The sequence below is a fragment of the Pseudomonas sp. GL_091 genome, from assembly GCF_057837725.1.
This window is the reverse complement of record NZ_CM174451.1, coordinates 6,386,742-6,399,308: the sequence shown is the minus strand read 5'-3', so window position 1 is coordinate 6,399,308 and position 12,567 is coordinate 6,386,742. Positions and strand designations below refer to the sequence as shown.

At 61.0% G+C, this 12,567-nt stretch carries 10 protein-coding genes; 4 read left to right on the top strand and 6 right to left on the bottom strand.

The window, feature by feature from the left end:
* Positions 1-3 precede the first annotated feature (3 nt).
* From AC3ITY_RS29155 to exaC, 3 genes are all read right to left on the bottom strand, one after another.
* Complete coding sequence (locus AC3ITY_RS29155; RefSeq protein WP_489306379.1) at positions 4-1,398, bottom strand: ethanolamine ammonia-lyase subunit EutB; 1,395 nt, start codon at positions 1,396-1,398, stop codon at positions 4-6.
* 197 nt (positions 1,399-1,595) lie between these two features.
* A complete protein-coding gene (gene eat / locus AC3ITY_RS29150) occupies positions 1,596-2,969 on the bottom strand; it encodes an ethanolamine permease (RefSeq protein WP_489306378.1) in 1,374 nt (457 codons plus the stop codon).
* A 272-nt stretch (positions 2,970-3,241) separates the two neighbouring features.
* Complete coding sequence (gene exaC / locus AC3ITY_RS29145) at positions 3,242-4,762, bottom strand: acetaldehyde dehydrogenase ExaC (protein ID WP_489306376.1); 1,521 nt, start codon at positions 4,760-4,762, stop codon at positions 3,242-3,244.
* A gap of 299 nt (positions 4,763-5,061) precedes the next feature.
* On the opposite strand from exaC, the gene AC3ITY_RS29140 reads away from it, so the two are divergent.
* The 4 genes from AC3ITY_RS29140 (at position 5,062) to AC3ITY_RS29125 (ending at position 9,390) form a co-directional block, all read left to right on the top strand.
* Positions 5,062-6,975, top strand: a complete 1,914-nt coding sequence (locus tag AC3ITY_RS29140; protein WP_489306374.1) for a sigma-54-dependent Fis family transcriptional regulator — start codon at positions 5,062-5,064, stop codon at positions 6,973-6,975.
* 159 nt (positions 6,976-7,134) lie between these two features.
* Positions 7,135-8,484: a UDP-N-acetylmuramate:L-alanyl-gamma-D-glutamyl-meso-diaminopimelate ligase gene (mpl, locus tag AC3ITY_RS29135; protein WP_489306372.1), complete on the top strand. Its 1,350-nt coding sequence runs from the start codon at positions 7,135-7,137 to the stop codon at positions 8,482-8,484.
* Positions 8,481-9,113 carry a flavin prenyltransferase UbiX gene (gene ubiX, locus AC3ITY_RS29130; RefSeq protein ID WP_223453610.1) on the top strand — a complete coding sequence of 211 codons (633 nt, stop codon included), beginning with the start codon at positions 8,481-8,483 and terminating at the stop codon, positions 9,111-9,113. Before mpl ends, ubiX begins: the two co-directional genes overlap by 4 nt.
* Positions 9,106-9,390, top strand: a complete 285-nt coding sequence (locus tag AC3ITY_RS29125) for a YceK/YidQ family lipoprotein (protein WP_008022904.1) — start codon at positions 9,106-9,108, stop codon at positions 9,388-9,390. The genes ubiX and AC3ITY_RS29125 overlap by 8 nt, the downstream gene beginning before the upstream one ends.
* A gap of 131 nt (positions 9,391-9,521) precedes the next feature.
* On the opposite strand, the gene AC3ITY_RS29120 is transcribed toward AC3ITY_RS29125, so the two are convergent.
* The 3 genes from AC3ITY_RS29120 to AC3ITY_RS29110 form a co-directional block, all read right to left on the bottom strand.
* The gene (locus AC3ITY_RS29120; protein WP_489306370.1) at positions 9,522-10,163 is read right to left on the bottom strand and encodes an oxidoreductase; all 642 of its coding nucleotides are present in this window, start codon (positions 10,161-10,163) and stop codon (positions 9,522-9,524) included.
* A 27-nt stretch (positions 10,164-10,190) separates the two neighbouring features.
* Positions 10,191-11,909, bottom strand: coding sequence for a C13 family peptidase (locus AC3ITY_RS29115; RefSeq protein ID WP_489306368.1), 1,719 nt, complete (start codon positions 11,907-11,909; stop codon positions 10,191-10,193).
* A 114-nt stretch (positions 11,910-12,023) separates the two neighbouring features.
* Positions 12,024-12,479, bottom strand: coding sequence for a MaoC family dehydratase (locus tag AC3ITY_RS29110; protein WP_046041672.1), 456 nt, complete (start codon positions 12,477-12,479; stop codon positions 12,024-12,026).
* Between the last annotated feature and the right edge of the window lie 88 nt (positions 12,480-12,567).

Below are 12,567 nucleotides of genomic sequence, written 5' to 3'. Positions count from 1 at the left end.
TGCTCATCCCAGTTGCGCCAAGGCCTGCCGGAAGGCCGGCGGCAGGCTGTCGCCGAAGAGAACCCTGCCATCGGCTTGAGTGAAGATGCCCATTTTCGCCAGCCACTGCTCGAATTCCGGTGCGGGCTTCAACCCCAGGGTCTGCCGGGCGTAGAGCGCATCGTGGAACGAGGTGGTCTGGTAGTTGAGCATGATGTCGTCGGAGCCGGGGATGCCCATGATGAAGTTGATCCCGGCCACGCCCAGCAGGGTCAGCAGGGTGTCCATGTCATCCTGGTCGGCTTCGGCGTGGTTGGTGTAGCAGATGTCGCAACCCATGGGCACGCCCAAAAGTTTGCCGCAGAAGTGGTCTTCCAGGCCGGCGCGGATGATCTGTTTGCCGTTGTACAAGTATTCCGGGCCGATGAAGCCGACGACGGTATTGACCAGGAACGGTTTGAAATGCCGCGCGACGGCGTAGGCCCGCGTTTCGCAGGTTTGCTGATCGACGCCATGGTGGGCGTTGGCCGACAGGGCGCTGCCCTGGCCGGTTTCGAAGTACATCAGGTTCTGGCCCAGTGTGCCGCGATTGAGGCTCAATCCTGCGTCGTAACCTTCCTGCAATATATTGAGGTTGATGCCGAAACTGGCATTGGCTGCTTCGGTGCCGGCGATCGACTGGAACACCAGGTCCAGCGGGACGCCGCGATTGATCGCTTCGATCGAGGTGGTGACATGGGTCAGCACGCACGCCTGAGTCGGGATTTCGTAGCGCTGGATGATCGCATCGAGCATCTCCAGCATCGCGCAGATCGAGGCGATGCTGTCGGTGGCCGGATTGATGCCGATCATGGCATCGCCGTTACCGTGCAGCAGGCCGTCGAGAATGCTCGCGGCGATGCCGGCCGGTTCGTCGGTGGGGTGATTCGGTTGCAGGCGAGTGGACAGGCGGCCGCGCAGGCCCAAGGTGCCGCGAAACTGCGTGACCACGCGGATTTTCTGCGCCACCAGCACCAGATCCTGCACACGCATGATCTTCGACACGGCGGCGGCCATTTCCGGAGTCAGGCCGGGAGCGAGGGCGCGCAGGACCTGCTCGTCGGCGGCATCGCTGAGCAGCCAGTCGCGAAAGCCGCCGACGGTGAGGTGGCTGACGACCGCAAAGGCTTGTTTGTCGTGGGTGTCGATGATCAGTCGGGTGACTTCATCGGATTCATAGGGAATCAACGCTTCTTGCAGGAAGTGGGATAGCGGAATGTCGGCCAAAGTCATCTGGGCCGCGACGCGCTCGCCGTCATTGAGGGCCGCGACGCCGGCCAGAAAATCCCCGGAGCGCGCTGGACTGGCCTTGGCCATCACTTCCTTGAGGCTGTCGAAGCGATAGGTCTGGGCGCCGACGGAATGGGCATATACGGCCATGGGGCGGGGCCTCCTGTTATGTACAAGTCTTCAGCTCACGACCGACCCTTGTGGGAGCGAGCCTGCTCGCGATGCGGGCGACTCGGTCTGGTATTTACACTGCGGTGATGCAATCGCGAGCAGGCTCGCTCCCACAGGGAATCGGTGTGCACTTCAATAATGCAGGCGCCAGGCAGTGGGCCCGGCGCCGGTGCATCTCATATACCTTCGAGCATAGCGTCTGCCGGTGCCTCGGAACGTTGCTTGGCGGTCAACTGGAAATACAGGTAACCGGCAACCATGAAGCCGAGGAAAACCAGGCCGATCAAGGTGTTGAACCAGGCCATCGCCACCAGGCACACCACCGCCAGAAACAGCGCGATCCCCGGCACGATCGGATAGCCCGGCGCGCGGAAGGTGCGCTCCAGGTTCGGTTCGGTCTTACGCAGCTTGAACAGGCTCAGCATACTGATGATGTACATCACGATGGCGCCGAATACCGACATGGTGATCATCGCCGCCGTCAGGGTCATGCCTTGCAGGTTGACCAGGCCATCGCTGTAGATCGCCGCGATGCCGATCACGCCGCCGGCCAGAATCGCCCGATGCGGCGTCTGGAAGCGCGAGAGTTTGGCCAGCCCTTTGGGCAGGTAACCGGCGCGAGCCAGGGCGAAGAACTGCCGGGAATAGCCAAGAATGATCCCGTGGAAACTCGCCACCAGGCCGAACAAGCCGATCCATACCAGCATGTGCATCCAGGTCGAATTATTGCCGACCACGGCTTTCATCGCCTGGGGCAACGGATCGTTGATGTTCGACAACTGGCGCCAGTCGCCGACGCCGCCGGCCATCACCATCACGCCGATGGCCAGGAACACCAGGGTCAGAATGCCGCTGACGTAGGCTTTGGGGATCGTGCGTTTCGGGTCCTTGGCTTCCTCGGCAGCCATGGCCGCCCCTTCGATGGCGAGGAAGAACCAGATCGCAAAGGGGATCGCCGCAAAAATCCCGGGAATTGAGCTCATCGTGAACTCGTTCGAACCCGACCAGCCATTGAGTACGAAGTTACTGAAGCTGAAGCCCGGGGCGACCACGCCCATGAACACCAGCAATTCGGCGACCGCCAGCACGGTAACCACCAGTTCGAAGGTGGCCGCGATGCTGACGCCGAGGATGTTCAGGCCCATGAACACGAAATAGGCGCCAACGGCGGCGATCTTCGGGTCCAATTCCGGGTATTGCACGTTGAGGTAGGCGCCGATGGCCATGGCGATGGCCGGTGGTGCAAAGACGAATTCGATCAGGGTAGCGATGCCGGCGATCAACCCGCCTTTCTCACCAAAGGCCCGGCGGCTGTAGGCAAACGGCCCGCCAGCGTGGGGAATCGCAGTTGTCAGTTCGGTGAAGCTGAAGATGAAGCAGGTGTACATCGTCGCCACCATCAACGCGGTGACGAGAAAACCCAGGGTGCCTGCGGTGCCCCAGCCGTAACTCCAGCCGAAGTACTCGCCGGAAATCACCAGGCCGACGGCAATGCCCCATAAATGCAGGGTGCCGAGTGTGGGTTTGAGCTGTGTGGAAGAAGTAGTCATAAGTCCTCTCTAATTTTTATTGTTCGATCTCTTGGACTTTCGGGTGCGACGGGTTGGGTGCAATTCCTGAATGACGGGTACGCAAGGCCCGTGCCAGAGCGGCCAGCCTTTTGTGTTGTGTCATTTCAGACGCCTTCGCGAGCAAGCTCGCTCCCACAGGGTTCTGTGTCAGGTCTCAAAAGGTGGATTCACCACAAAAACCTGTGGGAGCGAGCCTGCTCGCGATGGCTGTTTGAAGGGCGACACAGATTTACCTGTGTCGCCCCCGTTTTTTAGAAGAAGCCCAGCGGATTGATGTCGTAGCTCACCAGCAGGTTTTTGGTCTGCTGATAGTGGTCGAGCATCATCTTGTGGGTTTCACGGCCGACGCCGGACTTCTTGTAGCCACCGAACGCGGCGTGCGCCGGGTACAGGTGGTAGCAGTTGGTCCACACACGACCGGCCTTGATGGCGCGGCCCATGCGGTAGGCGCGGTTGATGTCGCGGGTCCAGAGGCCGGCGCCCAGGCCGAACTCGGTGTCGTTGGCGATGGCCAGGGCTTCGGCTTCGTCCTTGAAGGTGGTGATGCTCACCACCGGGCCGAAGATTTCTTCCTGGAACACGCGCATTTTGTTGGTGCCCTTGAGCAGCGTCGGCTGGATGTAATACCCGCTTGCCAGGTTGCCCTCGAGTTTTTCCACCTTGCCGCCGGTCAGCAACTCGGCGCCTTCGCCCTTGGCGATTTCCAGGTACGAAAGGATTTTGTCGAATTGCTGTTCGGACGCCTGGGCGCCGACCATGGTGTCGGTGTCCAACGGGTCGCCACGTTTGATTTGCAGGACCTTCTTCATCACCACTTGCATGAATTCGTCGTAGATCGACTCTTGCACCAGCGCGCGGGAAGGGCAGGTGCAGACTTCGCCCTGATTGAAGAACGCCAGCACCAGGCCTTCAGCGGCTTTCTCGATGAAGGAGGGTTCGGCCTTCATGATGTCTTCGAAGAAGATGTTTGGCGACTTGCCACCCAGTTCAACAGTGGACGGAATGATGTTTTCCGCCGCGCATTTCATGATGTGCGAGCCCACCGGGGTCGAGCCGGTGAAGGCAATCTTGGCGATGCGTTTGCTGGTGGCCAGCGCTTCGCCGGCTTCTTTGCCGAAACCTTGCACAATGTTCAGCACGCCCGGTGGCAGCAGGTCGCCGATCAGTTCGAGCAGCACGGTGATGCCCAGCGGGGTTTGCTCGGCGGGTTTGAGCACCACGCAGTTGCCAGCGGCGAGAGCCGGGGCGAGTTTCCAGGCGGCCATCAGGATCGGGAAGTTCCACGGAATGATCTGCCCGACCACGCCTAGCGGTTCATGGATGTGATAGGCCACGGTGTTGCCGTCGATTTCGGCAGCGCTGCCTTCCTGGGCGCGAATGCAACCGGCGAAGTAGCGGAAGTGGTCGGCGGCCAGCGGAATGTCGGCGTTGAGGGTTTCACGCACGGCTTTGCCGTTGTCCCAGGATTCGGTGATCGCCAGGATTTCCAGATTCTGTTCGATGCGGTCGGCGATTTTCAGCAGCACCAGCGAGCGCGCCTGGGCGGAAGTGGCGCCCCACGCGTCGGCAGCGGCGTGGGCAGCGTCCAGGGCCTTGTCGATGTCTTCGGCCGTGGAACGGGGGAATTCGGCAATCGGTTGGCCATTCACTGGCGAGGTATTGGTGAAGTACTGACCTTTGACAGGCGCGACGAACTCGCCGCCGATGTAGTTACCGTATTTGGCTTTGAACGAAACGATAGCGCCTTCAGTACCGGGGTGAGCGTAACGCATGGTGGTCTCTCCTTGCTTTTGTGCTTATAGGGAGTCGCGCATGTGCGCTTGCTTTAAGCGTAGAGCAAGGGTCGGGCCAGTGCCTTGCATGTCAGGTAAATCAAGGCCTTGCGAGGTTTTTGTCGGACGGGCGGGTGGCGCCTGTGACGCTTTCGGTACAGCACTGGTGACACTTTGTACCGTTTGTGGCACAGCTTGTGACCAACCGGTCTTGCAGGCATTGCAATGCGGGCCGGGCTGGAGGATGCTCGGCATCACCTCATGCACGGGACGCCGAGCCCCGGGGAGAATAATAAGAAATGCACGACAATCATTTGAGTCGCCATGCCCAGCAAGTAATGACGGTGACCCAGGGCAAGACCCACCTGCACGGTCCCGGCAGCGATCCGTCCATCGCCCGTTCCTGGCTGCGCTGCCTTGAGGACTATCACCTCGATCCGGCCCTGAGCATCGCGCCGACGGTGCTGGAACATGGCCGTGTCCTGGAAAGCCGCGAACGCTTGCAGCAAGTGCTGCACATCGCCGGCAATGAAATGACCAGCCTGCATCAACAACTCTCCGGTGCCGGTCATGCTGTGCTGCTGACCGACGCCCGCGGCGTGATCCTCAATTGCGTCACCGCGCCCGCCGAGCGACAGATTTTCGAGCGTGCCGGCCTCTGGCTCGGTGCCGACTGGAGTGAGGCCTGCGAAGGCACCAATGGCATCGGCACCTGTCTGGTGGAGCGTCAGTCGCTGACCATCCATCAGGACGAACACTTTCGCGGCCGCCACACCGGCCTGACCTGCTCGGCGAGCCCGGTCTTCGATCCCCATGGCGAACTGCTGGCGGTACTCGACGTGTCGTCGGCGCGGCGTGATGTGTCGCGGCAAAGTCAGTTCCACACCATGGCGCTGGTCAATCTGTCGGCGAAGATGATCGAGAGCTGCTACTTCCTGCGCTGCTTCGACAACCAATGGTTGCTGCGTTTTCACTTGCAGGCCGAGTCCGTCGGTTTGTTCAGTGAAGGGTTGCTGGCGTTCGACGGGGAAGGGCGCATTTGCGCGGTCAACCAGAGTGCGCTGAACCTGCTGGGACATATTCGCGGCGGCTTGCTGGGTAAGCCGGTGGAGGCGTTTTTCGATTGCTCGCTCGATGAGTTGCTCGGCCGCGCAAGCATCAATGCTGCGGCCAGTTGGCCGTTGCGTACCCGCGATGGTCGCAAGCTGTTCGCGGTATTGCGCGGTGAGGCGCGGCGGCCGCTGCCGACTCCGATGGTGCCAGCGGCCAAGGTTGCACAAGCACCGCGTCTGTCGGGCATTTGCCTGGATGACGCGACGTTGCAGGCGGACTTCCGCAAGGCCTTGCGCGTCTACGAGCGCGATGTGCCGCTGCTGATCAACGGCGAAACCGGGTCCGGCAAGGAGGCCTTTGCCAAAGCGGTGCACCACGCCAGCCAGCGGGCGGAAAAAGCCTTCGTCGCCCTCAATTGCGCGGCCATTCCCGAAAGCCTGATCGAAAGCGAGCTGTTCGGTTATCGCGGCGGCAGCTTTACCGGTGCGCGCAAAGAAGGCATGCGCGGCAAGTTGCAACAGGCCGATGGCGGGACGTTGTTCCTTGATGAAATCGGTGACATGCCACTGGCTTTGCAAACCCGCTTGTTGCGGGTGCTGGAAGACCGGCAAGTGGTACCGATCGGTGGCGAACCGGAAGCGGTGAATGTGCGGATCATCAGTGCCACTCACCGTAACTTGCTGGATCGCGTGCAGGACGGCAGCTTCCGTGAGGATTTGTATTACCGGCTCAACGGGCTGGAAGTCGCGTTGCCGCCGTTGCGCGAGCGTAGCGACAAATCCCGGTTGCTCGATTTTTTGCTGGCAGAGGAGGCGGGCGGAGAAACCGTGTTGATCGACGGGCCGGCGCGGGAGGCCTTATTGGGGTTCGCCTGGCCGGGCAACGTGCGGCAGTTGCGAAATGTGCTGCGTACGTTGGCAGCACTGTGTGAGGACGGGCGGATCGGCCTGGAGGATTTGCCGGCGATGATTCGCCAGGCGCGGCCGGTAGTTTCGACGATTGAAGAGATGTCGGAGCATCCGTTGGAAGATGCCGAGCGGCTGGCGTTACTCACGGCGCTGGAGCAGACGCGCTGGCATATGACGCACACAGCGGAGCAGTTGGGGGTCAGTCGCAATACCCTTTACAGAAAGCTGCGTAAACACGGGATTGCCCGGTAAACCGCATCACGGCCTTCGCGAGCAGGTTCGCTCTCACAGGGTCTGCGCAGGCCTTGTGGGAGCGAGCCTGCTCGCGAAGGCGTCTTCATATACTGAAACACAAGGTGCGATTTTTCCTACCCTAAGCTAACCTGCGGCCATGTTTTACGAGGTCGACTAATGCACATTCATATTCTTGGTATCTGCGGCACTTTCATGGGGTCAATGGCGGTTCTGGCCAAGGAGCTGGGCCATCACGTGACGGGTTCCGATGCCAGCGTCTATCCGCCGATGAGCACTCAGCTGGAAGCCCAGGGCATTGAGTTGACCCAAGGCTACGACCCGGCGCAACTCGATCCGGCCCCTGATCTGGTGGTGATCGGCAACGCCATGTCCCGGGGTAACCCGGCTGTGGAGTACGTGCTGAACAAAGGCCTGCCCTACGTCTCCGGCCCGCAATGGCTGGCCGATCACGTGCTGCAAGGTCGCTGGGTACTGGCGGTTGCCGGTACGCACGGCAAGACCACCACCAGCAGCATGCTGGCCTGGGTGCTGGAGCACGCGGGCATGGCCCCGGGTTTCCTGATCGGCGGCGTGCCGCAAAACTTCTCGGTGTCGGCGCGCCTGGGCGATACGCCGTTCTTCGTCATCGAAGCCGACGAGTACGACAGCGCGTTCTTCGACAAGCGCTCCAAGTTCGTGCACTACCGTCCGCGCACGGCAATCCTGAACAACCTGGAGTTCGATCACGCGGACATCTTCCCGGACCTGCCAGCCATCGAGCGGCAATTCCATCACTTGGTGCGGACTATCCCGAGCGAAGGCCTGGTGATTCATCCGACCACTGAGCCGGCCTTGCAGCGCGTTATCGAGATGGGTTGCTGGACTCCGGTGCAAACCACCGGTGCCGGCGGTCAGTGGCAGGTCAAGCTGCTCAGTGAAGATGGCTCGAAGTTCGAAGTGATGTTCGAAGGCGTCGCCCAGGGCGTGGTCGAGTGGGACATGACTGGCCAGCACAACGTCGCCAACGCCCTGGCGACCCTGGCTGCCGCACGCCACGTCGGCGTGGTTCCGTCCATGGGCATCGCTGCGTTGAGCGCGTTCAAAAGCGTTAAGCGCCGGATGGAAAAAGTCGCGGAAGTGGGTGGCATCACCATTTATGACGACTTCGCTCACCACCCGACTGCCATCGCCACCACGCTGGATGGCCTGCGCAAACGCATCGGCGATGCACCGTTAATCGCGATCATCGAGCCGCGTTCCAACTCCATGAAGCTTGGCGCGCACCGAGACGGATTGCCGGAAAGCGTGGTCGATGCCGATCAGGTGATCTGGTACGCACCGGCCAACCTCGGCTGGGACCTGGCGGGCACCGCTGCGCTGTGCACCGTGCCGTCGATTGTCAGCGATTCCCTGGAGGGCATCATCGAGCGTGTGAAGAGCCAGGCCCAACCCGGCACCCACGTGGTAATCATGAGCAACGGCGGCTTCGGCGGCCTGCACGGCAAACTGGCCGAGGCGCTCAAATGAACAACGGCCCGGACCGCATCACCTTGGCAATGACCGGCGCTTCAGGCGCCCAGTACGGTTTGCGCCTGCTCGACTGCCTGGTGCGGGAAGATCGTGAAGTGCACTTTCTGATTTCCAAGGCCGCGCAGTTGGTGATGGCCACCGAAACCGACGTCACGCTGCCGACCAAGCCGCAGATGATGCAGGCGTTCCTCACCGAATACACGGGGGCTGCCGCCGGGCAGATTCGGGTGTACGGCAAGGAAGACTGGATGTCGCCAGTGGCTTCGGGCTCCGGCGCGCCAGCGGCGATGGTTGTGGTGCCGTGCTCCACGGGCACGTTGTCGTCCATCGCTACCGGTGCCTGCAACAACCTGATCGAACGGGCTGCCGACGTGACGCTCAAAGAGCGTCGGCAGTTGATCCTGGTACCCCGTGAGGCGCCGTATTCGAGCATTCACCTGGAGCACATGCTCAAGTTGTCGAACATGGGCGTGACAATCCTGCCGGCATCACCGGGCTTCTATCATCAGCCGCAAACCATCGACGACCTGATCGATTTCGTCGTGGCGCGGATCCTTAACCTGCTGAATATTCCTCAGGACATGTTGCCGCGCTGGGGCGAGCATCATCTGACCAGCGATGAATAAGTTGCTGGTGGTTGTGCTGGCACTGCAGTTGGCCGGTTGCGCGACGGCGCGCACCCTCGATGCAGCCAAGCCAGGGGCGCCGGTGGTGTACTCGGGAACTCGTCTGGATTTGTACGCGATGAACGGCGGGTGCTGCGCCAAGGACCGTTTCGGAGCCGAAGCACCGAGCTATCCCGGTGTCGACCTGCCGGCCAGTGCGTTGCTCGACACGCTGCTGTTGCCGTTGTCGTTGTTGACGGTGATAGGGGTGAGCTTTCAGGCGACGGGTGGGTTGTAGGTATAGCGCGGCTCTTGTGGCGAGGGAGCTTGCTCCCGCTGGGGCGCGAAGCGGCCCCGCTCTTTACCTGAGGAGCTGGGGACTGCTACGCAGTCCAGCGGGAGCAAGCCCCCTCGCCACAGGTCCGCGGATCACTTGCCGAGTTTGCGCAGCTCATCCGACTCGACAATCCGCACGCCATCCTGCTCTTCCAGCGCCAGACGCCACATCGCGCGAGCCAGTTGGCAGGCCTCGATACCATGGTATTTGCCAGGGATCAGCCGAGACAACGGGCCGGCGACTTTCTCGCCCAGTCGCGGTTCAACGCGATCACCCAGCAACAGCGAAGGGCGGCAAATAGTCAGCTGCGGCCAGTCCTGCGCGCGCAATGCGTGCTCCATTTCGCCTTTGACCCGGTTGTAGAAAATCGAGGATCTGCGATCGGCTCCCAGAGCACTGATCACGATCAAATGCCGTGCGCCCATCTCCCGGGCACGTTTGGCGAATGCTACCACCATGTCCAGGTCCACCGCGCGAAACGCCTGTTCCGAGCCGGCCTGCTTGATCGTGGTGCCCAGGCAGCAATAGGCGATATCGACCCGCCCGTTCAGCTGTGGCAGGAACGCCGCCGGGTCGCCGACCGGGTTTTCAAGGTGGGGATGCTTGGCCAAAGGCCGGCGTGACGGCGCCAATACCCGCGAAATCGTTGGCTCGTTGAGCAAGCGATCAAGCAGATGTTCACCGGTCAGCCCGGTGGCTCCGGCAAGCAATACGTGCTGAGGCGTCAAGTACATAGTGTTTCTCCCTTGATACTATTCAGCTTAGTTGCTGTTTACATCCTTGCTTTCGATGGTCGCACTTTGCAGGGCTTTTCGTGCCTGCTGTTTGCGCAGTAGTTGCCAATGCGAGAGGACGGTTTTCGGTGCCCAGATCTGTGGTTCGGACGCTTCGAAACCGTCCGCCAGCTCACGTTCGGCGACAGTGGCCTTGGCCAATTTGAAGGCTTGTTCCAGATCATCGGTCTGGTTCAGGGCCTGGGCGAACAGGGCATCGCCGAAGTAGGTGAAGTTGGCTTCCTCCGAGCAGCCGAAGGACACTCGGTCGGCCCGTGAGGCTGTCATGATCAGGGTCCGTTCATCCTTGAGGGAGGGAATGAAACCGCCGGAGTAGCAGGACGAAATCACGATGATCTTGTCGCGGTTTTTCAATGGGGCGAGGACCGCAGCCATTTCGTCCGCTGGCAGATCGGCCAGTTCCATGCGCGGCTGGTCCAGCACCAGCTCGTGTTCGCTGGTGCCATGGCTGGTCAGGTAGATGAAAATCAGGTCTTCCGGACCGCTGCGTTCGGCCAGCGTCAGGGCAGCCCGGCGCAGGTTTTCCCGGGTAGCCATAGGGCGGTCGGCGAGGTGGTCACGATGGTTCACCAGGCGGATCTGACCAAAGGTGCCGAACCGGGTGGTGAGCATGTTGGCGACGTAGTCGGATTCGCGCAGAAACACGCTTTGCTTGCCATCACCACCCAGGGTCAACGAATACAGCTCTACCGCCGGGGTCGAGGGTGGAACGTTGGCCAGCGCTGCGTCGAGCAAGCGTCCCTGGGCCAGCAGGCCGAGTTCCAGTGTGTCGGGCAATAATTTGCCCTCGGCATCGCGTACGCGCTGGCCGTTGATCCAGGTGCCGCTGAGCACGGTGCCATCGGTCAACACCAATGTGCCGCGCCCCTGGTAACTGTCGTTGTCGAACTGGCCGGTGTAATAGCTGCCGTCGGACAGGTTCAGCCGGCCCTGGCCGGAAAAGCGCCAGTCATTGAACTGGCCGATGTAGTGGCTGCCGTCAGTGCCGATCAACTCGCCCTTGCCGTTCAGCGAGCCTTCCTTGAACTGGCCCAGCCAGACATCGCCGTCGGCGTTTTCGTAGCGGCCCTTGCCGTGCAGTTGATTGTTCTTGAAGCTACCGACATAGATGTCGCCGTCGGCGCTGTTGAACGTGCCGTTGCCTTCCAGCTGGCCGTCGACGAAGTGCCCGGTGAACTGATTGCCGTTGCCGTCGCCGCGCTGGCCTTCGCCATTGGGTTTGCCGTGGGCGAACTGACCCTGATAGGCGCTGCCGTCTTCGAGTTCGAGGCGACCCAGGCCAGCGTATTGATCGGCCTTGAACTCTCCGCGATAGCTCATACCGTTTTCTTTGAGGGTGCCTTCGCCGTTGCGTCGGCCGGCCTTGAAGCCGCCGCTGTAGCTGCTGGCGTTGGTGGTCAGTGCCCCCTGGCCGTCGAACAGTCCCTGATTGAACTGACCGCGATAGACTTCGCCATTACTGCCATGCCATTCGCCCTGGCCCTGCCACTGGCCTTTGTCGAATTCGCCGGCGTACCAGCTGCCGTTCGGGTAGTCGATACGCCCCTTGCCTTGCAGCAAGCCATTGACCAGGTCACCGCGATAGCGTCCGCCGTCCGGCAGGCGGGCGTCGGGGGGCAAAGGCGATTCGCCATCGCCGCAAGCGGTGAGCATCAGGGTCAAGGCAAGGAGTGCAAGTGGGCGCATAGCGGATTCCGGGCAATTAGGCGAGGGAGTATGCCGCAGCTATGTGTCCATAAATAGGGTGAGGTACCGCGTGAGGGCGCGAAACAGCATGAGCTGCTTCGCATCCGGCAAGGTTTATACGAAACACAGGGACAGGGGTTCGGCGATGTACGCCGGTTTGTCCGAACCTTCGATTTCCAGGGTGGTGGTGGCCTTGAGCAGCCATTGGCCGGGTTTCTTCTCGATGACTTCGGTCAGGTCGACCTTCAGGCGCACTTTCGAATTGACCTTGACCGGCTGGATGAAGCGCACGCTGTCGAGACCGTAGTTGACCACCATCTTCAAGCCTTCTGGCATGACGAGGATGTCTTCCATCAGTTTCGGGATCAGTGATAACGACAGGAAACCGTGAGCGATGGTGCTGCCAAAAGGCGTTTGCGCGGCTTTGACCGGGTCGACGTGGATGAACTGAAAATCCCCTGTGGCTTCGGCGAACAGGTTGATGCGGTCCTGATCGATAGTGAGCCATTCGGAACGTCCAAGTTCCTTGCCGACATAATCTTTGAGCTCTGCAACTGGAACATAGGGCATTGAGACTCTCCTTGGGTTCATCGGTTTTATAGTTTTGGCTTGCGGGGATCTAACCTCCCGGCTTACCACTTTAGATCAACATGACCAA